The sequence below is a fragment of the Vibrio agarilyticus genome, from assembly GCF_012641465.1.
In the GTDB taxonomy this organism is placed as follows: domain Bacteria; phylum Pseudomonadota; class Gammaproteobacteria; order Enterobacterales; family Vibrionaceae; genus Vibrio; species Vibrio agarilyticus.
On the sequence record NZ_JABAIK010000004.1, the window covers coordinates 92,810 to 115,889 of the forward strand.

Annotated in this window: 21 protein-coding genes and 1 other RNA gene; 5 read left to right on the forward strand and 17 right to left on the reverse strand. The window is 49.1% G+C overall.

Annotation, left to right across the window (positions count from 1 at the left end):
- Window positions 1-156 precede the first annotated feature (156 nt).
- On the forward strand, window positions 157-621 hold the full coding sequence (locus HGP28_RS05185) for a DUF721 domain-containing protein (protein ID WP_168835400.1): 465 nt from the start codon (window positions 157-159) through the stop codon (window positions 619-621).
- 108 nt (window positions 622-729) lie between these two features.
- Here HGP28_RS05185 and lpxC read toward each other — a convergent pair whose 3' ends face one another.
- The 16 genes from lpxC to rsmI all read right to left on the reverse strand — a co-directional run bounded on the left by lpxC (window position 730) and on the right by rsmI (window position 19,147).
- Window positions 730-1,647 carry a UDP-3-O-acyl-N-acetylglucosamine deacetylase gene (lpxC, locus tag HGP28_RS05190; RefSeq protein WP_168835401.1) on the reverse strand — a complete coding sequence of 306 codons (918 nt, stop codon included), beginning with the start codon at window positions 1,645-1,647 and terminating at the stop codon, window positions 730-732.
- A gap of 96 nt (window positions 1,648-1,743) precedes the next feature.
- The gene (gene ftsZ / locus HGP28_RS05195) at window positions 1,744-2,958 is read right to left on the reverse strand and encodes a cell division protein FtsZ (protein ID WP_168835402.1); all 1,215 of its coding nucleotides are present in this window, start codon (window positions 2,956-2,958) and stop codon (window positions 1,744-1,746) included.
- 32 nt (window positions 2,959-2,990) lie between these two features.
- On the reverse strand, window positions 2,991-4,253 hold the full coding sequence (ftsA, locus tag HGP28_RS05200) for a cell division protein FtsA (protein ID WP_168835403.1): 1,263 nt from the start codon (window positions 4,251-4,253) through the stop codon (window positions 2,991-2,993).
- The gene (locus tag HGP28_RS05205; protein WP_439333836.1) at window positions 4,237-5,004 is read right to left on the reverse strand and encodes a cell division protein FtsQ/DivIB; all 768 of its coding nucleotides are present in this window, start codon (window positions 5,002-5,004) and stop codon (window positions 4,237-4,239) included. The genes ftsA and HGP28_RS05205 overlap by 17 nt, the downstream gene beginning before the upstream one ends.
- 289 nt (window positions 5,005-5,293) lie before the next feature.
- Window positions 5,294-6,757: a UDP-N-acetylmuramate--L-alanine ligase gene (murC, locus tag HGP28_RS05210; protein ID WP_168835404.1), complete on the reverse strand. Its 1,464-nt coding sequence runs from the start codon at window positions 6,755-6,757 to the stop codon at window positions 5,294-5,296.
- 23 nt (window positions 6,758-6,780) lie between these two features.
- A complete protein-coding gene (gene murG, locus HGP28_RS05215; RefSeq protein ID WP_168835405.1) occupies window positions 6,781-7,842 on the reverse strand; it encodes an undecaprenyldiphospho-muramoylpentapeptide beta-N-acetylglucosaminyltransferase in 1,062 nt (353 codons plus the stop codon).
- Between the two features lie 3 nt (window positions 7,843-7,845).
- The gene (gene ftsW, locus HGP28_RS05220) at window positions 7,846-9,036 is read right to left on the reverse strand and encodes a cell division protein FtsW (RefSeq protein WP_168835406.1); all 1,191 of its coding nucleotides are present in this window, start codon (window positions 9,034-9,036) and stop codon (window positions 7,846-7,848) included.
- 39 nt (window positions 9,037-9,075) lie between these two features.
- Window positions 9,076-10,401: a UDP-N-acetylmuramoyl-L-alanine--D-glutamate ligase gene (gene murD / locus HGP28_RS05225; protein WP_168835407.1), complete on the reverse strand. Its 1,326-nt coding sequence runs from the start codon at window positions 10,399-10,401 to the stop codon at window positions 9,076-9,078.
- A gap of 31 nt (window positions 10,402-10,432) precedes the next feature.
- Window positions 10,433-11,515, reverse strand: coding sequence for a phospho-N-acetylmuramoyl-pentapeptide-transferase (mraY, locus tag HGP28_RS05230; protein WP_168835408.1), 1,083 nt, complete (start codon window positions 11,513-11,515; stop codon window positions 10,433-10,435).
- The gene (locus tag HGP28_RS05235) at window positions 11,512-12,873 is read right to left on the reverse strand and encodes a UDP-N-acetylmuramoyl-tripeptide--D-alanyl-D-alanine ligase (protein ID WP_168835409.1); all 1,362 of its coding nucleotides are present in this window, start codon (window positions 12,871-12,873) and stop codon (window positions 11,512-11,514) included. Before HGP28_RS05235 ends, mraY begins: the two co-directional genes overlap by 4 nt.
- A complete protein-coding gene (gene murE, locus HGP28_RS05240) occupies window positions 12,870-14,363 on the reverse strand; it encodes a UDP-N-acetylmuramoyl-L-alanyl-D-glutamate--2,6-diaminopimelate ligase (RefSeq protein ID WP_168835410.1) in 1,494 nt (497 codons plus the stop codon). The genes HGP28_RS05235 and murE overlap by 4 nt, the downstream gene beginning before the upstream one ends.
- Before the next feature lie 150 nt (window positions 14,364-14,513).
- Complete coding sequence (locus HGP28_RS05245; RefSeq protein ID WP_168835411.1) at window positions 14,514-16,262, reverse strand: penicillin-binding transpeptidase domain-containing protein; 1,749 nt, start codon at window positions 16,260-16,262, stop codon at window positions 14,514-14,516.
- Window positions 16,259-16,576: a cell division protein FtsL gene (ftsL, locus tag HGP28_RS05250; RefSeq protein WP_168835412.1), complete on the reverse strand. Its 318-nt coding sequence runs from the start codon at window positions 16,574-16,576 to the stop codon at window positions 16,259-16,261. The genes HGP28_RS05245 and ftsL overlap by 4 nt, the downstream gene beginning before the upstream one ends.
- 2 nt (window positions 16,577-16,578) lie before the next feature.
- Complete coding sequence (rsmH, locus tag HGP28_RS05255) at window positions 16,579-17,529, reverse strand: 16S rRNA (cytosine(1402)-N(4))-methyltransferase RsmH (protein WP_168835413.1); 951 nt, start codon at window positions 17,527-17,529, stop codon at window positions 16,579-16,581.
- Window positions 17,530-17,711: 182 nt separating this feature from the next.
- Window positions 17,712-18,152: RNase P RNA component class A (gene rnpB, locus HGP28_RS05260), an RNA gene on the reverse strand.
- 125 nt (window positions 18,153-18,277) lie between these two features.
- Window positions 18,278-19,147: a 16S rRNA (cytidine(1402)-2'-O)-methyltransferase gene (gene rsmI, locus HGP28_RS05265; protein ID WP_168835414.1), complete on the reverse strand. Its 870-nt coding sequence runs from the start codon at window positions 19,145-19,147 to the stop codon at window positions 18,278-18,280.
- 70 nt (window positions 19,148-19,217) lie between these two features.
- Between rsmI and HGP28_RS05270 the strand changes: the two genes are divergently transcribed.
- The 4 genes from HGP28_RS05270 to HGP28_RS05285 are packed head-to-tail and all read left to right on the forward strand — an operon-like array spanning window position 19,218 to window position 22,539.
- Window positions 19,218-21,011, forward strand: coding sequence for a penicillin-binding protein activator (locus HGP28_RS05270; protein ID WP_168835415.1), 1,794 nt, complete (start codon window positions 19,218-19,220; stop codon window positions 21,009-21,011).
- The gene (locus HGP28_RS05275) at window positions 20,998-21,366 is read left to right on the forward strand and encodes a YraN family protein (protein WP_168835416.1); all 369 of its coding nucleotides are present in this window, start codon (window positions 20,998-21,000) and stop codon (window positions 21,364-21,366) included. The genes HGP28_RS05270 and HGP28_RS05275 overlap by 14 nt, the downstream gene beginning before the upstream one ends.
- 3 nt (window positions 21,367-21,369) lie before the next feature.
- On the forward strand, window positions 21,370-21,960 hold the full coding sequence (locus HGP28_RS05280; protein ID WP_168835563.1) for a phosphoheptose isomerase: 591 nt from the start codon (window positions 21,370-21,372) through the stop codon (window positions 21,958-21,960).
- Window positions 21,961-21,963: 3 nt separating this feature from the next.
- Window positions 21,964-22,539, forward strand: coding sequence for a BON domain-containing protein (locus tag HGP28_RS05285; protein ID WP_168835417.1), 576 nt, complete (start codon window positions 21,964-21,966; stop codon window positions 22,537-22,539).
- Window positions 22,540-22,645: 106 nt separating this feature from the next.
- On the opposite strand, the gene sspB is transcribed toward HGP28_RS05285, so the two are convergent.
- A complete protein-coding gene (gene sspB / locus HGP28_RS05290; protein ID WP_168835418.1) occupies window positions 22,646-23,080 on the reverse strand; it encodes a ClpXP protease specificity-enhancing factor in 435 nt (144 codons plus the stop codon).

Below are 23,080 nucleotides of genomic sequence, written 5' to 3' on the forward strand. Positions count from 1 at the left end.
ATGCAGAGAGTTTCGCCGTTTCACATCGCTATTTGACCCACTCCAGCTTAATTTTTCAGACCGTCCCCCCTCCAATCTGCCTTTATAGGGATTGAAAATTGCCATAAATCGCGGCCCGCGCTACTCTAGTAACATCATTATATAGGGGAACGAATCATGCGCGATCATCGCCCAACCGATGCAGAGACGTTGTTGAGCGCTCGTCACCTTGGGCAAATGCAAGCTCACGCCAAAACCATCTTAGCGTTAAACGAAGCACTGCAGACGCTCTTACCCACATCAATGGCAATTCATTGCCGCGCCGCAAATGTACGAGAAGGTCGTTTGGTAGTGGAAGTGGCGAGTGCTGCGCTACGTATGAAGCTTGAATATGAAAGACTCAGTCTATTAAGCCAATTGCGTTTAAAAGGATTTGCCCACCTAGTGAGTCTTGAATTAAAAATTAATCCCGCACTGTATCGAGGTGAGAATGGGGCAGCAACGTTAACCGAACATAAACCACGCGAACCTTTAAGTACGGTTGCCGCCGATTATTTGCTGAGCTTAACCCCAGTCGCTTCAGAAGGCATTCAAAAACGGCTGCGTAACATCGCCGCGTTAGCACAGCGTCACAGCGACTAGATAGTATTGGTCTTTCGAAAAAACCAATCTGCCACAGCGCCAAATGCAAAAAGCCAGTCTCAATGACTGGCTTTTAACTATTCGATATCCCAAAGGACAAATTAAGGCTTAGGCAAGTACCATGTTAGGCTCACCAAAGGCAACTGGCGAGCCAGCATCTTCAGTAAATGTGGTCCACTCCCACGCCTCTTGATCGGCAAGCACGGCGCGCAGTAATTGGTTATTTAAACCGTGTCCTGATTTATACGCACGGAATTCACCAATAATCGCGTGGCCACACATATAAAGATCGCCAATCGCATCAAGCACTTTGTGTGTCACGAATTCGTTGTCAAAACGCAAACCATCTTCGTTAAGAATACGGTAATCATCGAGCACAATGGCGTTATCAAAGCTGCCACCGAGGACAAGATTCTGCGATTGCAGATATTCGATGTCACGCATAAAGCCAAACGTACGTGCGCGTGAAATCTCGCGTACAAACCCTTGAGTCGAAAAATCAAATCGCAAATGCTGCTCATCAGATGAAATAGCGGGATGGTTGAAATCAATTTCAAAATCCATACGGAAACCATCAAAAGGCACAAATTCGGCCCATTTATCACCATCTTCAAAGCGCACAGGTTTCTTAATTCGAATAAAACGCTTGGGCGCATGCTGCAACTCGATACCAGCCTGTTGCAGTAGAAAAACAAACGGACTAGCACTGCCATCCATAATCGGAATTTCCGGCGCGTCTACCTCAACAATCACGTTATCAATGCCCATGCCAGCTAACGCCGCATTAAGATGTTCAACAGTCGAAATTCGAATGCCTTCGTCGTTGACCAATGCGGTGCACAGCATGGTATCGCGCACAGATGCGGGATCCGCTGGAAAATCGACCGGTGGATTAACGTCCGTGCGGCGATAAATAACGCCAGTGTTCGCAGCAGCAGGACGCAACGTAAGCGTGACTTTACGACCAGAGTGGAGACCCACACCAGTTGTTTTCACCATTTCTTTCAATGTACGTTGTCTAATCATACGCTAGCCTCGTTAAAAACTACTACACACGGTCGTCAAGCGACTGGCCGTGAATGCTATCACAATTTTGACCAGTGTCAAATTGTGGTCAGGCCACTAGTCTGCTTGACGGCGCAAGAATGCCGGTATATCCAAGTAACCACTCTCTTTCTCAGGCTTAGGCGCGGTATTTTGCGCAGCTTGACCACCAGAGACAGGAGCAGAGTTTGTTGGCGCTACAGGTGCTCGCTCTTGCAAATTCGGTTGCATGTTTTGTGCCGGTTTTTCTTCAACCTTTGACGCGACAGGGGTAGCTTGCTGTGGCTGCGAAACACTCGTCTTGCCACCAGCCACTAAAGTAATATCGGGCTTACGCTCATTACCAATGCCTGTTGCTACGACGGTAACGCGGATCTCGTCACTCATATCTGGGTCAAGAGAGGTACCAATCACCACGGTCGCATTATCAGAGGCAAATGCTTTCACCGTGTTACCTACCGTCTCAAACTCATCGAGACGCATATCCATACCTGCCGTGATGTTAACCAGTACGCCTCGAGCACCAGCCAAATCGATGTCTTCAAGTAACGGGCTTGAAATTGCCATTTCAGCCGCTTCTTCTGCTCGATCCTCACCACGTGCAACGCCACTGCCCATCATAGCATGACCCATTTCCGACATTACGGTACGTACGTCAGCAAAGTCGACGTTCATCATACCTGGACGCGTAATAAGTTCTGCGATCCCCTGAACCGCGTTCTTCAACACGTTGTTGGCATTGGCAAACGCTTCAAGCAGAGTGATTCCGCGACCCAGTACTTTAAGCAGTTTCTCGTTCGGTATGGTAATCAGTGAGTCAACATGCTTTGACAGCTCAGCGATACCTTGCTCAGCAAACGCCATACGCTTTTTGCCTTCAAAACTGAATGGCTTGGTCACGACAGCAACAGTTAAAATACCGAGCTCTTTTGCTACCTCAGCAATCACTGGCGCAGCACCGGTACCAGTACCACCACCCATACCAGCCGCAATAAACACCATATCGGCGCCATTAAGCACTTCTTTAATTCTTTCTTTGTCTTCTAGAGCTGCATCACGACCCACTTGTGGGTTTGCACCGGCCCCAAGGCCTTTGGTGATATCACCGCCAATCTGAATGACATTGCCCACGTTGGTTTTACGCAACGCTTGTGCATCGGTGTTGACGCTAATGAATTCCACTCCTTCAATGGACTCACGCACCATATGTTCGACAGCATTACCGCCACCGCCGCCAACCCCAACGACCTTAATTACCGCATCGTCAGACATTTCCATCATCGGTTCAAACATGTGTTGTCTCCGTTTATCCTGCAACTCTCAGGTTAAAACTCTTTTTGTATCCAATTACGCAAACGACCAAATAACCCCGTCACTGCTGAGCGTTTTGGCTCTTGATAATCATTGTCATCGTTAGCGCGCATATCTCTTGCGTAATGGAGCAATCCTACAGCCGTTGAATGACACGGCTCTTTTACATAGTCGGTCAACCCGCTGACATCCAGCGGTTGACCAACGCGAACTTGATTGCGGAACACCCGTTCCGCACACTCAACCAAACCACGAATTTGAGCAGCACCCCCGGTTAAAACCACCCCAGCGGCCAGATGATGCTTGATCCCATTTTCGCGCAACTTGACTTGCACATTATCAATGGTTTGATTGACGAGTCCCATTAACTCCGTATAACGAGGCTCTATCACCTCAGACAGCATTTGTCGTTGTAAACTGCGTGACGGACGCCCTCCCACACTCGGGACGTTGACGGTGTCGTCTTTACTGACCAGTTCACTTAGCGCACAACCAAATTTGACTTTGATTTCTTCAGCATCGCTTACGGGTGTGCCAAACGCAAAAGCAATATCACTAGTGACCGCATTCCCTGCATAGGAAAAGACTTCCGTATGGCGCAATGCTCCGCCGGTCCAGATAGACACATCCATCGTTCCCGCACCAATATCAACCACACACACACCGAGCTCGCGCTCATCTTCGGTGATCACTGCGTTGCTTGATGCCAATCCGGAAAAGACAATCTGCTCGACTGTCAGATCGCATCGCTCCACTGCTTTAATAATATTCCGTGCCATATCATTGTGGCACGAAATCAGATGAACGCTCACTTCCATTCGCACACCAGACAAACCAAGAGGGTTTTTTATCCCTTCTTGATAATCAATCGTGAACTCCTGGGGGATCACATGCAAAATGCGTTGTTCATCACCAATCTTTATTGACTTCGCGGTATGAATCGCGCGGTCCATATCTTCTTGAGAGACCTCTTCATCCGAAATGGTTCCCATGCCTTTTTCGATTCGGCTTGCGATATGACGTCCAGAAAGCGAAATAAACACATTAGTAATGGTACATTCGGCCATCAGTTGTGCTTGATCTATTGCTCGCTGAACGGACTTAACCACAGACTCCAAATCGTTGACGCCACCTTTGTCCATGCCACGTGACGGACTTGAACCTGAGCCAATAATACTAATTTGTCCATCCGGCAACACTTCGCCTACCAGAACAGTGACATTGGCGGTACCAATATCAAGCCCGACAATTATGTTGTCATCAGTGGCTTTGGTCATTTTGTCTCTCTTGTTCTAATTCTTGTTCGGTGTACCAACCCACCGCAGCGCCCGTGTCATAACGTAAATCAACATAGCTAATTCGATTGACCGTCTGATCAAGTTGCTGATAGAGCATAAAAAAGCGCGCTATTCGCGACTGAAGTGACTCTTTACCCAGCTCAAGGCGAATACCATTATCCAAGATAATTTGCCAAGCTCGACGATCATTCAATAGCAACGATGAAATTACCAAGCCAAACTGTGCAAATTGTGGCTTTAGCTCACGATATACGGTCAAAACTTGCTGATTTGACGCTTCTGGTCCGTAAAGCTTCACCACTTCTTGTTGCAGCAAACTCACGTCACCCTGAAATACTTCCCCCTGCAGGTTCAGTAATCCATTGCCATTCCAAATCGCCACAGGTTGATGTTCAACTAAAAACACCTTGATGGTGTCGGGCCACTGTTTTCGCACCGACGCGTGCGCAACCCATGGCAAAGACTCAGCGCTTTTCTGGAGTTCAGTCACATCTTGCGACATAAAGGTGCCAATATGATCTAACGTAGCCAACTGCTGCTGCACATCATTGGGCGTCACATAACGCAGCTCACCCTGAATGGCCAATTGGGACAACGGCAATCGCTCTTCGTCCCACATCCAGCTGATGGTTAAATACCCCCCCAACCCAACCAATATGAGCACGCCAGATAAAAACAACCCACCGAGCCAATGTGCACGGCGGTGGCTAATCTCACTATCTAGCACCACATCCTGGAAAGGGGTGTTTGTCAGACTCAATATTAATGATCCTTATTAAGTGCTTTATACCCAAGTATCATCAATAAACAGGACTCGGAGCCAGTTTGAGGTTACTTGCGTATATCAATTTATTCATATTTAAAAGCACTCGATTTAACTTCGCGATTATACTGACGTCCCATGCGCTCGCCAACCTTGAATACGTGAAAACCTGCACAAGATCTGCGCAATAGTGCGCTTAAATCACACAAAATGCTCTCTCAATTGTGTGATTTTACCTGTCGATCGGCCTAATCCACTACACAACTGATTGCATTCTTTCAATATTCAGTTCTAATTCAGCCAGTTGACGCGCCACTTTTCCGACATCTCCTGCACCTTGAGCAAGCACCAAATCTCCATCTTGCAAAATATTGGCCAAAATAGCAGGCAATTGTTGATTATCGGCAACAAAAATGGGGTCTAACTTACCTCGACTGCGAATACTACGGCATAAAGAGCGTCCATCAGCTCCCGCAATTGGCTTTTCACCTGCCGCATAGACATCCAACATGACCAGCACATCGACTTGTTCCAACACGTTAGCAAAATCATCATACAAATCTCGAGTTCGGCTATAACGGTGTGGCTGGAAAATCATCACCAAACGTTTCTCTGGCCAACCGTTACGCGCCGCCTGAATAGTGACATCGACTTCGGTAGGGTGATGACCATAATCATCCACAAGCATAGCAACACCATTACCCGTTTCAAATTCTCCAAGGTGATCAAATCGTCGACCGGTTCCTTGAGTTCCTAACATGGCACTTAAAATTGCTTCATCACTAATATCATCTTCTGTCGCAACCGCAATCGCCGCCGCCGCATTGAGCGCATTATGACGCCCAGGAATATTTAGCGTGATCGCCAAAGAAGGACGTCCTTGACGAATAACGGTAAATTTACCCTGCTGCCCAACTTGATGATACGCCTCGATTCGAACATCGGCATCGGCAGAAAAGCCATATGTGATCACTTGACGACTAATGCGCGGTAACAACTCTCGAATCACAGGATCATCAATACACACAATCGCTTGACCATAAAATGGCAAATTGTGGAGAAAATCGATAAACGTCTGCTTGAGCGTTTCAAAATCCCCACCATAAGTATCCATATGATCCGCTTCAATATTGGTAACGATGGTGACCATCGGCTGCAAATGCAAAAACGACGCATCACTTTCATCGGCTTCCGCGATTAAAATTCGGCTCAACCCAAGCCGAGCATTCGTTCCAGCACTTTTAACCAAACCACCATTAACAAAAGTTGGATCCAGGCCCGCCTCGGAATAAATCTGAGTCACCAACGCCGTTGTCGTCGTTTTGCCATGGGTACCTGCAACCGCAATACCATGACGATAACGCATTAATTCTGCTAACATTTCAGCACGGCGAACCACGGGAATTCGAGCCTCACGCGCAGCTTTTACTTCTGGGTTTTGCTCATTAATGGCGCTAGACACCACAACCACACTCGCTTTGGCAATATTACTGGCGTGGTGGCCGACAAAAATGGTCGCGCCTTTTTCTTGTAACCGTTCGGTCACCGCATTTTCCGCCAGATCTGAGCCACTAATTTGGTAACCCTCATTGAGCAGCACTTCGGCAATGCCGCTCATGCCTGCACCGCCAATTCCAATAAAGTGGATTGATTTAACGCGACGCATTTCTGGGATCATGGCTCGTAACTGCGCCATATTTTGCTGATGTTGAACTGTCATGAAACTGTCTCTAATTCTTTTCGTTAGGCTTGGGTTAAATCAATGATGCTTTGCGCCACTTTTTTGTCTGCGTCCAACTGTGCTTGCTGGCGCGCATTCTCTGCCATTGTCAATATCCTGGCTCGATCGAGCCCAGCAATCGCATTCGCCAGCGAGATGGCACTGAGATCGGGCTGTTCAATCATTAACGCAGCCTGATGGTCAATTAAGTGTTGAGCATTAAGGGCTTGTTGACGATCTTTATGCATAAACGGTACAAAAATCGCAGCAACCCCAACCGCCGAAATTTCAGACACAGTCAAAGCGCCTGAGCGGCACACAATCAGATCAGCCCACTGATACGCCGTGGCAACATCATCAACAAATTCGCTGACTTGGGCGCTGCTTAGACCCAGTTCTTGGTATTGCGCGACAACCTGCTGCGCATTACCTTTGCCAGCCTGATGGAAAATCTCAACGGGCTGCGACAACTGGGCTAATGCCAAAGGAACCACTTGGTTGAGGATTCGCGCGCCTTGGCTCCCCCCCATGATAAGTACACGCAGAGGTCCTTCACGCAAGGCAAAACGCTCGCTTGGCGTCGAAAGATGCAGCAAATCTTCGCGCACAGGATTACCAACCACAGGGGCCTTGGGAAAAGCCCCCGGGAACGCTTGAAACACACGACGTGCGATTTTGGATAACCACTGATTGGTCAGTCCCGCGACCGCATTTTGTTCATGCAACACCACAGGAATGCCTTCAAGCCATGCAGCAACGCCACCAGGCCCACTGACATAGCCTCCCATACCAAGCACGGCGTCAGGTTGGAAGCGTTTGATGTGCGCTCGCGCCTGTCGTATTGCTTGAACAATTTGCCAAGGCGCTGCAAGAAGGCGCATTACCCCTTGCCCACGCAAGCCTTTGACTTTGATAAAATCAATTTCAATTCCATGCTTGGGCACTAATTCGGCTTCCATACGATCGGCGGTGCCAAGCCAGCGCACTTGCCAACCTTGCGCCTGAAGCCGCTTTGCGACGGCCAACCCGGGAAAAACGTGACCACCAGTACCTCCGGCCATCACCAATAATTTTTTTGTTGTCATGAGTTACATCTGATCTTGGTTAGTCACTGCTTGATTGAATTGAGCCCGTCGACATTCATGGTCAATGCGCAACAATATTGCCACTGCAATTGCCATAATAATCAGGCTTGAGCCGCCATAACTTATCAGCGGTAAAGTCAGCCCCTTGGTGGGCATCATGCCTGCCGCCGCGCCGACATTCACTAAAGTTTGGAACGCAAACCAAACGCCGATCGCAAACGCTAAATAAGCACCAAACAGTTCATTTTTATCAAAGGCACGTCGAGCAATCAGTAACGCTTTTAGGACCAGGCTGAAAATCAGCACCAGCACCATAACTACGCCAATAAATCCCAGCTCTTCTCCCAACACCGAAAACACAAAATCGGTATGCGCTTCCGGTAAATATTCTAATTTTTGAATCGAATTACCCAGACCTTGACCAAGCCAATCGCCACGACCAAATGCCATCAAAGATTGTGTCAACTGATACCCACTGCCAAATGGGTCTTCCCACGGATCTAAGAACGCCGTAATTCGGCGCATTCGATAAGGCGAAATCACAATCAGGGCAATTAAAGCCGCAACGCCTGCCACCATAAGGCCTATGAACTGAGTCAGCTTGGCACCAGCGATAAACAGTAGGCCAAATAGCGTTACGACCATCACCACCACGGTCCCAAGATCGGGCTGAAGCAAAAGCAGCAGCGCCAAGCTCAAAAAGACAACAATCGGCTTGAAAAAGCCGCCAAAAAAAGTGGTGCGAACCTCAGCTTGCTTGCGAACCAAGTAACCTGACATAAAAATAAACAGCGCTAATTTGGCCAACTCCGCAGGCTGAAAATTGATTGGTCCGAGTGGAATCCAACGCGAAGCGCCGTTAACCGACTTGCCGACAAACAGCACTGCCAATAGCAAAATGACCGATAAACCCAGCAGATGGTAGCCATAACGCGACCATTGATGCAATGGCACTTGCACACATACCGCCGCCGTGGCGAGCGACAACAGTAAAAAGATGCCATGACGCTCCATAAAATAGAAAGGATCGCCCGTCAGTCGCGCGGCGACAGGAAATGACGCTGACGTCACCATAACGAGCCCAGTGAGCATAAGGCCGAGCGCAATCCAGACCAGCTGCCTGTCGTAACTGGTTTCAGGAAGCGGCTTAAGTAACCAATGCTGCACGGCTCTTGTCCATTGCCTCTTTGTCACTGCGCGCTCCTTTGTGTTTTTTTCAGTCGGTTCCCAAAGTTAGCCATACTGCTTTGCAAGCTCAGCAAATGCTTCTCCGCGTGCCATAAAGTTGGCAAATTGATCAAAGCTGGCACACGCAGGCGAGAGCATCACCATATCACCATAATCCAGCGAAGCTGAGGCTGCGGCAATCGCCTGTTCCATCGTGTCAAATAAACGCGCTGAAGAGTGTAACGGCACAAACTGATCCCCATCGGCACCAAAGCAGAGCAGATTTACGTTGAGCGTTGCTAATACAGGAGCCAGCTCAGAAAAGTCCGCGCCCTTGCCAACCCCACCGACTAACAAATAAAGCGTATTAACCCCTTCAAGACCCGAGAGCGCCGCCAGCGTACTAGCAACATTGGTTGCTTTAGAGTCGTTGACCCACTTCACGCCACCTCGCTCAAGCACCACCTGACAGCGATGAGATAAACCGCGATATTCCGCCAAAGCGCCCAATATTGGCTCTAAAGGCCGTCCTAAGCTTTCAACTAATGCGAGCGCAACCAAAGCGTTTGCGACGTTATGTTGACCCACCAATTGCAATTGACGCGTTGGGATCAGCGGCTTGCCGTCCACACTGAGCCAGCGTTCATTTTGATGCACCAGCGTGCCAAATTCTTTTTGATCAAAGCCAAAACTGCGAAGCGATGTTTTTGATTCAGGCCAAGTCTGCGCATCATCACGATTGACGATAGCGCGCTGAGCGTGAGCGAAAATACGTAATTTTGCCGCGCGATAATCGTCCATACCTTGATAACGATCCATATGATCTTCGGTCAGATTCAAAAATGCGGCCGCAACTAAGCAGAGTGATGAGGTGGTTTCCAGCTGAAAACTCGACAGCTCCAGCACGTAAACATCCGCGTCAAGCGCAAGTAAATCAAGAGCGGCAACGCCAATGTTGCCACCGACGCCCACGTTAAGCCCACTGGCACTCAGCAGCACCCCCGTTAAATCGGTAACGGTACTTTTGCCATTCGAACCCGTAATGGCCACCACGGGCTTATTGACAGCCCAGGCAAAGAGTTCAATGTCTCCGACAACGCGAACGCCGTGCTCAATGGCCGCTTGAATCGGTGGGCTGGCCAGTGCAATACCGGGATTTGCCACAATCAAATCGGCTGCCATCAGCCATTCTTGTTGCCAGCTGCCATAGTGCACGGCAATATCAGAAGGGAGATCGCAAAGTCCTGGCGGCGTTTCTCGTGTATCAATCACTCGAATCGTGACCTGAGGTTGGTGCTTTTTCAAATAATTCACCACCGACAATCCGGTCATACCCAAGCCAACCACCACGACCTGTTTGACACCATTCCAGTTTGCAAGACCGACACTCATTTGCGACAACTCCATGAATACGCTTGGCCGATTAGCGCACTTTTAGCGTGGCTAAGCCAATCAAAACTAACACGATAGAAATGATCCAAAAACGAACAATCACGCGCGGCTCCGGCCAGCCTTTCAGCTCGTAATGGTGATGAATTGGCGCCATGCGAAAAATACGCTGACCACGCAATTTATAAGAGCCGACCTGTAAGATCACAGACAGTGTCTCCATCACAAACACGCCACCCATGATCACCAAAACCAACTCTTGACGCACCAACACTGCAATTGTGCCCAATGCGCCCCCCAATGCGAGCGAACCCACATCGCCCATAAAGACCTGCGCAGGATAAGTGTTGAACCACAAAAAGCCCAATCCAGCACCGACAATCGCAGTACAAACCACCACAAGCTCTGAGGCGTATGGCAAATAAGGAATGTGCAGGTAGTTTGAAAAATTCACATTACCCGTCGCCCAAGCAATCGCAGCAAAACCGGCCGCCACCAGCACGGTTGGCATAATAGCCAAACCATCCAGACCGTCAGTTAAATTGACTGCATTACTGGTGCCGACAATCACAAAGTAAGTTAGCACGATATACATCAAGCCCAATTGCGGCATGATCTCTTTAAAGAACGGCACCACCAGCTGTGTGGCCGCAGTATCTTTACCATGCACATACAGTGCAAATGCGACTACAAATGCGATCAAAGACTGCCAAAAATATTTCCAACGCGCGATGAGACCGGCGGTATTCTTACGCACCACTTTGCGATAGTCGTCGACGAAACCCACGGCGCCATATCCAAGCAGAACCGCCAATACGGCCCAAACGTAAGGGTTGGTTAAGTCTGCCCACAGCAAAACCGTAATCGTTATCGCCGCTAAGATCATCACACCGCCCATGGTGGGCGTACCGCGCTTACTAAAGTGTGATTCTGGGCCGTCATTACGCACCACTTGACCAATTTGCAGCAGTTGCAAGCGTTTAATTAAACGTGGGCCCATCCATAACGACAGACCCAACGCGGTAATAATACTGACGATGGCGCGAAATGAGAGGTACTCAAACAGGCGGAAAAACGAAAAATGGGGCTGAAGCAGCTCTGCGAGCCAGATGATCATGGGTAACTCTCCTTCAAAGCAGCGACAACTTTACTCATACCTGCACTGTTCGCACCTTTGATCAATAAGGTATGCGAACCTTGGGTTGATTGTGCAAGCTTCTGCTTTATGTAATCGATCATTGCCTGATGAGCCTCAAAATGGTGCCCATGATTAAGTTGGCTAATGATCTTGGTATCCTCACCAAAGGTAAGGGTATGTTCAAAACAAAATGGCGCAGCATGTTCACCGACTTGACGATGAAGTGCAAGACTTTCCTCACCAAGCTCTGCCATGTTGCCTAAAATCAGCCAGCGCTCACCGGTCATGGTCGCCAACAGCTCAATAGCGGCCTTCATCGCGGGCACACTAGCGTTATAACTGTCGTCAATTAAGCGGATCTGCTCGCTCAAGGCATGAACCTCAACGCGCCCTTTCACCGCAGCAAGCTGAGCAAGCCCAAGCTGTAACTGCTCAGGAGTGGCGCCCATTTCAAGAGCGATAACCGAAGCAGCAACCGCATTGGCGACGTTATGACGACCAATGATCCCTAACGCGATTGGCAGCTCAATTTGCGGTGTGTGTAGAATAAATTGTGCTTCGCCTTGCGCGTTCAAAGTGATATCTGATGCGTAAAAATCCGCTTGGCGATTTTCTTGCGCAAAGATGATCACTCGCTTGCCCTCAAGTTGAGGCTGCCAAAGCCGATCGCCTTGACTGTCGAGATTCACTATCGCCACACCACCTTCACTCAAACCGGAATAGATCTCGCCTTTGGCTTGTTTCACTCCAGTGATAGAGCCAAACCCTTCAAGATGCGCAGCCGCGACATTATTGACCAGCGCAATATTCGGTTTGACCAAATTGGTGGTATAGGCAATCTCACCCAAGTGGTTCGCACCCAGTTCGATGATCGCAAACTCATCACTGGGTTGGGAACGCAACAGTGTCAGTGGTACACCGATGTCATTATTAAAGTTACCTTGAGTAAAAAGGACCTGACCGCAATGCTGTAAAATGCTTGCGACCATCTCTTTTACCGTGGTTTTACCACAACTTCCGGTGATAGCGACGGTTGGGGTTTGACACAACTGGTGCACCTTCGCCCCCAATAAACCCAAAGCTCGCTTCGTATCAGCAACCACAACCTGTGGCACTTGTAACGGCAAGGGCCGCTCAACCAGCAGCGCGCCTGCACCTGCGTCAATCGCCACTGAAGCAAATTCATGGGCATCAAACCGCTCGCCTACCAACGCAATAAACAATGCACCATCGGTTAAGGTTCGCGTGTCCGTCGAAACATGCTCAATGGCCAAGTCCGCGCCAATATGTTGACCATGAGTCCACTGAGCTAACTGAGATAAGGTAAAACGTATCATGCGAGCAATCCCAACAACTGACGCGCAGCATCGCGGTCTGAGTAATGTACCGTGGCATCCTTAAGCACCTGGTAATCCTCATGACCTTTGCCCGCGAGCAAAATAATGTCATTTACCTTGGCATGCTCAAGTGCAAATTTCAGAGCAGCAAAGCGATCATGTTCCACTACCGCCTTTTCTGGCGTTGACATGCCAGCCAACATATCGCTGACAATCGCAGCGGGATCTTCGCCGCGCGGGTTATCGTCCGCCAAAATGACTCGATCAGCCAATTGCTCGGCAATTGCCGCCATCATCGGTCGTTTGCCACGATCCCTATCACCACCGCAGCCAAAAATAACCCAAAGCTGACCAGTACAGTGTATGCGCAGCGCCTGCAACGCCTTTTCAAGGGCATCAGGAGTGTGGGCATAATCAACCACCACTTTAGCGTGCTCTGCCGATTGGAACAGTTCCATTCGGCCCACGACGGGAGTTAACTCTGGCGCACAGGCCACCAGCGCGTCACGGGAAAAGCCAAGCGATAAAAGCGTCGCAAATGCCAGCAATACATTGCTGGCGTTAAACGCGCCAATCAAGGGAACGGTTAAAAGCCCCTGACCAAAACTGCCATCAAAGGCGAGCACCATACCTTGCTCATCGTAATCCACTCGCGTTGCAAATACCGAACGCGTCGCGCCAGCCACCTCACCACATAATGACACGGCGCAAGCATTAGGCAGTTGTTTTAACCACTCCGCCCCCACGTTGTCGTCCGCGTTAATAATTGGCAACGGGCAACGATGGGCATCAAATAATTGAAATTTAGCCGCAGCGTAAGCGTCCATCGTCTGATGATAATCGAGATGATCGCGGCTGAGGTTAGTAAAAACCCCCGCCGCAAATGGAAGCGCGCGAACGCGACTTTGCACTAAACCGTGAGAGGAGACTTCCAACGCCACATAGCGCGCACCTTCCGCTTGTAACTCGCCAAGCGTGCGCTGAATATCGACCGCGTTACCTGTGGTATTTTCAGCAGGGTGCAAATTCGCCAAAAAGCCATTACCGGTGGTGCCCATGACGGCGGCTTTTTCGCCCACTCTGTCGAGCCACTGCGCAATCAACTGAGTGATGGTGGTTTTACCGTTGGTGCCCGTCACGCCAATGAGCGACAAAGCTTGCTCTGAATGGGGTTGATACAAACGCCCGGCAAGCTCAGAAAGCCGCTCGGGCAAATCGGCAATGTACACAATCGGCACAGCGCCTTGCCAATGAATCTCGCCATGCACCACAACGTCGTCTGCTTGAGCAATCACAGCGTTGGCGCCTTGAGTAACCGCTGAATCAATGAAGCCGCGCCCATCCATTGCATGACCACAGATCGCAACGAAGGTATCGCCTGCCACTATAGTACGGCTGTCTAAAGTCAACGCCTGAACTTCGATGGCGCTCAGTGCGTCAGTATCAAGCCATGGCGCGATCAACGCCGATAAAGAAATGGTCTGTTGCATGATGTAACCTCACCGCCTTCGCAGTGTCTCTAGCTAATAGCCTTCATAAACGGATTGTTTTCACAAACAAGTTGCTTTTGTAAGCAGCTTATTTCTATCAATAAGTTGTTTTCTAACCTGAAGATCCGGTCAGTATCTGGCCGACTTATCTCAGCGTTTCAAGGTGTTTTCATCTGGCGCGATATTTAGAATTTGCAGTGCACTTTGCAAAATCTCCGCAAACACAGGGCCTGCTACCGACCCACCACCATAATTATCACCACTAGGCTCATTGACCACCACCACAAGCGCAAGCCTTGGATTGCTGACTGGCGCAACACCTGCAGTGATCGCAATATATTCATCACTATAACCTCCAGCGGACGCTTTACGTGTCGTGCCTGTTTTGGCAGCAACGCGATAACCAGGTATCGCTGCCGACGTCGCAGTGCCGCCTTCTTGCGTTACCGTTTCCATCATTTTGAGCACCAAATCAGCGTACTCAGCATTCAGCACTTGCTTGCTGCCTTCAAGGCCATTCTCTTTGATGATATGAATCGGTTCAAAGCGTCCATGGTTCGCGAGTGTCGCATATGCATGCGCTAATTGAATTGGCGTAATCGCCAGACCATAGCCAAACGACAGCGTCGCATGCTCATGATCGGACCAGCGCTGACGATCAGGGAAAATGCCAACCACTTCACCCTCTAAATTTAGGCCTGATAAGCTGCCAAGTCCGACTGCGCTGTATGTGCCGAGCAAAGCATCCACTGGCATCTGCAGCGCCATTTTCGTTACGCCAATATTGCTCGATTTTTTCAAAATCGTGGTGAGATCAGCCTTACCGACTTTGCTCGTATCACGCACCAAATTTCCGCCGACTCTCATGGTCCCATTGCCAGTATCAATCACCGTATCGGGCGTCACCACCCCATTTTCTAATGCGGCCACGACGACAAAAGGTTTCACTGTGGAACCAGGTTCCATGATGTCAGTTAACACACGGTTGCGCATTTTGAAACTGAGCAAATCCGCACGATTGTTGGGGTTATATGAGGGCGCATTAACCATGGCAAGTACCGCGCCGGTTTCCACATCAATCATGACTGCTGAGCCTGAAGTGGCTCGATGATCGGCCACCACTTGTTTGATAGCGCGATAAGCAATTGCTTGAAGGCGTTGGTCTATAGTGAGTTCAAGCGGTTGCCCCGGTTTTTTCTCTTCTAACGCAATATTTTCAACCACGGTGCCATTCGCTGCTTTACGGATGGTTTTTTTCCCCGCCTCGCCCGTCAAATGGCTATTATAACGACGTTCAATGCCCTCAAGCCCGTTACCATCAATGCCCGTAACACCCACTAGGTGAGCACTCACTTCAGAGGTTGGGTAATAGCGCCGTGATTCGTCTTTTAAGCCCACACCCGGAATTTTAAGTTCACGAATGTAATTGGCCATCGCCGGACTCACTTGACGCTGTAAATAGATAAAACGGCGAGTCGGATTTTGACGGATTTCTGTCAATAATTCATTGCGGTCAAGCCCCAGTACATCGGCCAGCGCATACCAATGGGCGGTTTTTTCCAACGCGCCCTTTTGCAAAATAACTTTAGGATCGGCCCACACCGCTTCAACAGGCACACTAACGGCCAAAGGCTCGCCGTTACGATCGGAAATAATGCCGCGCGATGATGGCAGAGCGTGAACGCGCAGCGAGCGCATATCACCTTGGCGAATGAGATTTTCAGGCTCGACAATTTGAATATAAGCGGCGCGCGCAACAAGGCCCAAAAAGACCAGCGCGATCACGGCCATAACCAAATAGAACCGCCAGCGGATCACTCCAGAAATGGCTTGAGCTTGCGGCGTTATCGTGGCTGATGGTGTCTCTGCGCTGTTATGGTTAGACAACTCTTGACTCATGGCGCACCCAATATGACTTCTTTTGCGCTATCTGGGCGCTTCATCTCAAGAGCTTGCTCAGCCAAACTTTGCACTCGGCTATGTTCCGCTAACGCAGTTTCTTCTAACATCAAGTTGCGCCACTCCTCATCTAACGCTTCGCGCTGACTTAATGTGTGGTCTTTTTCAGCAATGGCTTGACGCGTCATGTGCGTTGAAAGCACCACCCCCATAGCTGAAATAAAGATCGCAAACAGCACCAATAATCCACCACGACCAGCGGTGAGTAGGTCGCGTGCGATAATCAGTGCTAAATTGGGCGTTGCCTGCGCCATAGCTAAAGCTTTTCAGCGACTCGCAGCACCGAGCTGCGTGAGCGAGGGTTAAATTCGACTTCTTGCGCCGTAGGTTTTAGCGCTTTACCGATGGTTTTTAAATTGGCACTGCCCAAAGCTTGAATTTGCGCTTCGGTCATTGGCAATCCATGTGGCACTTCAGGGCCTTTGCTTTCTTTACGCATGAAGCGTTTAACCATGCGATCCTCTAGTGAGTGAAAACTGATCACCGATAGACGCCCTTGTGGCGCTAAAATCGACGCGGCACCTTTGAGCGCAGTATCAATTTCTTCAAGTTCACTGTTAATGTAAATTCGAAACGCCTGAAACGCGCGCGTGGCCGGGTGCTTTTTCTCTTTGAAACTTTTCGGCGCGGCCTCTGAAATCAACTTAGCAAGCTGACTGGTGCGCGCTAAAGGTTCATTCTCTTCATTATCACGATAAGCGACGATCGCTTTTGCAATACGACGAGCGTGTTTGTCCTCACCAAATTCGCGGATCACCCAAGTAATATCATCCAATTCTGCTTGTGCAAGCCATTGCGATACTGGCATGCCAGAGGTTGGGTCCATGCGCATATCTAGCGGGCCGTCTTTCATAAAGCTGAAACCGCGTTCGGCATCGTCAAGCTGAGGTGATGACACGCCCAAATCAAACAAAACACCATCCACTTTACCAATCAAGTCGTAACGCGCTGCATATTCGGCAATACCAGAAAATGGGCCGTGGACAATGGTAAAACGAGGATCATCAATTTTCTGCGCTTCGGCAATCGCTTGAGGATCGCGATCGATGCTGTAAAGTCGGCCATTATCACCTAATTGCGCAAGGATCGTACGGCTGTGGCCACCACGTCCAAATGTTCCATCGATGTAGATACCATCGGGTTTAATTGCGAGTCCGTCTATCGATTCATGCAGTAACACGGAAACATGTTGGAAAGTGTCGGTCATAATCTTCTCGTTGAAATGTTCGATCACGCGAAAGTGAAGGTTAAGTGTACTGATTTCCCACCTCATCGCCACCACTAGACTTGTCTAAGACGTGATTTAGCGCCAAGTTTATGGGAAACAGCGAATTTTGCGTCAGCAAAATGCAAAAAACCCACCACTACAAAGTAATGATGGGTCTTGCATGGTGGAGCCGACATATAAGCCGGGTTCTGTTCCGCTTGCGCGGCGGTAGCCATTCCTCTAGGCCAGCAATCGCTCACTGGCTCAAGCAACCTACCCGCCTCCTTACGCGAGCAACGCAATGTGGAGGCCTATTTGGTCTTGCTCCGGGTGGAGTTTACCCTGCTGCGAACTGTTACCAGACGCCCGGTGCGCTCTTACCGCACCCTTTCACCCTTACCTGATCCCAGCATCTTACGATGTGGGCCATCGGCGGTCTTCTCTCTGCTGCACTTGTCGTAGGCTTGCGCCCCCCAGGCGTTACCTGGCACCCTGCTCTATGGAGCCCGGACTTTCCTCCCCTTTGTCAGTCTCCCGAAGGACGTCAACGTCAGTCTCCCAAAGGACTTCAACGTCAGTCTCCCGAAGGACATCAACAAAGCAGCGACTACCCAGTCAACTCCGCGGCGGATTGTAACCAGTCGATCACATCGTGTCTAGCCAACCCGTCACTTTTAAACTGATTTTGATGTCAGTTGTCGATGATTTACACAAATGAATCCTGTAAGGTCGTTGATCACATTTGCGCCTACGATGACGCCAAATGCTCCAATCCCCATTTGTATAATGCATTTTTCTTCAAATTGTAGATCTCTGCGGTCAGCGCTGCGGCTTTTTTCAGTGGCAGCTCTTGGCTTAAAATCGCTAAAGTGCGACTCGCCTCATCTGAAATGTCACTCTCTTGTGGCTCGCGATAACCGTGAACCAAAAGCACCATCTCTCCTTTTTGTTGATTTTCATCACTTTTTACCCACTCAATCAGCTCACCCAGTGGCATGCCTTGTATGGTTTCAAACGTTTTGGTCAGTTCACGCGCCAGCACTACCGAACGATCAGGACCTAAAATTGCCAACATATCGGCCAATGAGTCTAAAATACGGTGAGGGGATTCATAAAAAATGCATGTGCGCGAGGCTTTTGCGATCTCAAGGAACTTATCGCGACGTCCCTTACTTTTGGGGGGCAAAAATCCTTCAAAACTGAAACTATCTGAGGGCAACCCTGACGCGCTGAGCGCGGTGATCACAGCGCATGCACCAGGTAACGGCACCACACGGATCCCCGCTTGACGGCATTGATTGACAAGGTGATAACCAGGATCGCTAATGAGCGGTGTGCCTGCATCTGAAACCAACGCAATGGAGTGACCTGCTAATAATTTTTCGACCAAAACTTGTGCTTTTTGCTGTTCATTGTGATCATGCAACGCAAACGTGCGAGTTTGGATATTGAAAAATGACAACAACTTTCCAGTATGACGTGTATCTTCCGCAGCGATCATGTCGACATTTGACAGGACTTCTATCGCTCGCTGAGTGATATCACCTAAATTTCCAATGGGCGTCGGCACGATATAGAGCGTCGGACACTCTGAAAGAAAGTTATTTTGAGTTGTCATTTGTTTAGCACCACTTCAACGATTAATATAGAGACAATTTTGTCCGCAAATAGAAAGAGAACTCACGGCAATGATGAACCACAAGGGATTCAGTGTATCACGCATCCTCACTCCAATTGCACTGGCATTTGCTCTAGCGGCCTGTGAAAGCACGCCACAAGCACCTGCAAGTGTCGATATTACGACAGCGCCGATACTCACCGTACAAAATTATTTGATCAACGCCGATAGCAGTAAAGGCAGCTTGCAAAATGATTGGCTGATCATGGCAACCAAAGCCGCACTGGCCAACAACGATTACACGCAAGCCGATAATTTGATCCAACGACTGGCGCGACAAACGCTAACTGAGCCGCAACAAGCCGAGTGGCAACTCGCGCGTGCCCAGCTACATTTTCGCCAAAATCAACCGCAAAAAGTGATTGAGTTACTCAACTTCAAACCATGGTGGAAGCTAGTGCCAAGTCAATGGAAGGGGTATCACGAATTGCGTGCCGAATCTTTGCAACGGCTTGGACAATACTTTGCGGCAAACCGCGAGTGGGTCGCGTTTAGCCAATTTGTTCCTGAGCGGATGCAAGCGGACGCAGCCCAGATGATTTGGCGTAACTTCAGCTACTACTCCGCCAACGATCTCAATGCATTGACAACCAGCGCAGATGAAGCCGAATTGGACGGTTGGTTACAGTTAGCGATTTATATGCAAAACCTAGGTGGGAACGTCCCTCAGCTTAAAAATACATTACAGCAATGGCTTGCAGAAAACCCAACCCATGGCGCAGCACGCTTCACGCCGGCAGATATTCAATCAATTTTAGCTCTTGAGATGGTACAGCCATCCCGTATGGCACTGCTCCTGCCGCTAAGCGGTAAATTTGCCAAACAAGCTCAACTGATTCGTGACGGTTTCATTTTTGCCATGATGAATGAAAGCGGTCGTGATGAAGAGGCGTCACTCACGGTTATTGACACCAATGGCGTCAGCGCAGCGGAATTGGCGCGCCAGCTGCAAGAGGCTCAAGTGGACTTTATTGTAGGCCCACTTATTAAGGAAAATATTGATGCACTGACTGCACAAGGCATTACAGTGCCGTCATTGGCGCTGAATATTCCAAGCCAAATCATGTCTGGCAGCTCGCAGTGTTACTTTGCACTTTCACCAGAACAAGAAGTCGAACAAGCCGCCAAGCATCTATTCCAACAAGGTTATCAATACCCGTTGATTTTGGCGCCAAAAGGGGGCTTTGGCCAGCGTGTCGTCAGTGCGTTTAACCGAGAATGGCAGCGCTACAGCCAAAATCCGGTCGCAGTCAATTACTTTGGCGATAGCCGCCAATTGCAGCGTAATATTAACGAAGTATTTGGCTTACAAGAAAGCCAGCAGCGTATTGCTCAGATGAGCAGTTTGCTCGATTTACCTCTTGAAACACAAGCGCGCAGTCGTCGTGACATTGATGCTGTCTACATCGTATCAAAAAGCGATGAGCTCATTCTGATTAAGCCGTTTATTGAGGTGGCGATTAACCCAGATGTGAAACCACCACAGCTGTTTGCCAATTCGCGCAGTAATAATGGTGGGCAGCAGCTGGAAGATCTTTCCGGGATCATTTTTAGTGATATCCCGATGCTCAACAGCCCAAACCCTAATCTTGACGCTCAGTTAGACACGCTTTGGCCAACGCATTCTAATGTTGAAAAACGATTGCAAGCGCTAGGGATGGATGCTTATCGTCTCACCGAGCAATTGCCGCAAATGAAGGTGGTTGAAAATTATCGTATGCTAGGGCAAACAGGTGTGCTCAGCATTGATGAAAATTGCATAGTCCAACGAGAAATCAGCTGGAAAGAGTATGGTGCGCTCTGATCGCCGCGCCATAGGTTTACATTATGAAAACCTTGCCAAAGCCTATTTGCAGCGGCAAGGCTTGCGATTTATCGCACAAAACTATCAAATACGCCGTGGCGAGCTGGACTTAATTTTTCGTCATCGGGAAACTTTGGTCTTTGTTGAGGTCAAATATCGGCGTAATGCCCAATTTGGTCATGCCGCAGAAATGGTCTCAGCCACGAAACAGCGACGCCTTTGGATTGCTGCGCAACATTGGCTTCGTCAAAATAATTACAATTCGGAACACACCTCGATTCGCTTTGATGTGATTGCCATTCATCAGCAAGGCGACCAGCTTGAGTGGTTTCAAAATATTATTACCCAAGGATAAATGATGCTCGATAGCATTAGAGATTGCTTCACTGAAAGTATACAAATTCAGATTGCAGCCGCTGAAGCGCTGCCCGACGCCCTGACGCACGGAGCGCAGGCCATGGTATCTAGCCTACTGAATGGCAATAAAATTCTCTGTTGTGGTAACGGCGGATCCGCCTCAAACGCGCAGCAATTTGTCTCTTGCCTGTTGAACCGCTTTGAAACCGAGCGACCCAGCCTTCCCGCTCTGGCCTTAACGGCCGACACCACCACCTTAACTGCCGTGGCCAACGACTATCACTACCAAGAGATTTTTTCAAAGCAGGTGCGTGCATTTGGTCAACCTGGTGATATTTTGCTGGCCATTTCGACGAGTGGTAACAGCAAAAACATTATTAAAGCCATGGAAGCGGCGGTTACACGCGATATGACTATTATTGCGTTAACCGGCAAAGATGGGGGAGAAATGGCAGGTCTACTTGGTGAACATGATGTTGAAATTCGGATTCCATCTCAACGTACTGCGCGCATTCAAGAAGTGCATCTCGTCGCTCTACACTGTTTGTGCGATCTCATCGACCAAGTTTTATTTCCCACTCATGAGGAGTAACCTATGTTGCGATGGTTAGGGATAGCGATTGCACTATTTCATCTTACTGGATGCGCTGGTCTTATGTTTGCTGGCGCGGCAACCACGGTGAATTATGTCACCGACCCACGCAGCACTGAACAGATCTGGCTCGATAAAAATATTGAGTTTGAAGTGGCTGCTATGGGTAACAAAGCGCCCTATAAAGATAAGATTCGTTTACTAGCCAGTTCATTCAATGGCCAAGTGGTTATGATAGGGCAAATTCCAACGACGGCGAATGGCCAAGCGATTGAACGTGCGATACGCGAGCTCAAAGGCGTAAAAAGTGTGCATAATCGCACCCAACAAAAACCGCCGTTGGATTTGGCCACCATCAGTGAAGACACTTGGATCACTGCGAAAGTCAAATCTCGCTTGCTGACGGAAAATGAGCTCAACGGTATAAAAGTGCGCGTATTCACCGAGGATGGCCAAGTGTTTTTATTTGGCTACGTAACACGAGCACAAGGAGATAAAGCCACCGAAGTGGCACGTCACATCTCTGGTGTTAAAGAAGTGATTCGTGCGTTTCAATACCCCGACACTCAAGTGCAGTAAGCGTCTGCTGCTAGGTTGTGATTCAAACAGAGTAAATAGACATACAAAAAAGCAGCGCCGGGCGCTGCTTTTTTTATTCATGAATCGCTATGGTTTTACAACGCGGCTACTTCACCACTCGTAAACTTGGGCGCCCTTTCGGACGAGCCGGCTCTTCACTATTATCATCTTCGATGGAAGCCTCAAGCACGTCATCATCGGGCAAAGCCATATAAGCTTCTTCCGGTTCAAACATAGTACCGGCACCGTTTTCACGAGCGTAAATCGCTTGTACAGCATACAGCGGCACAATCACAGAGTGTGGACGACCACTAAAACGCGCGTGAAAGGTGATGCTGTCATTACCTAACTCAAGGTTACCCACCGCGCGCGGCGCTATGTTCAAAATAATTTGACCATCTTCGACGAATTCTTGTGGTACACGAACCCCAGGAAGTGTCGCTTGAACAACAAGATGCGGCGTCAAATCATTATCAACCAGCCAATCGTAAAATGCGCGAAGCAGATACGGACGGCGTGGTGTCATGCTTGAAATATCCAT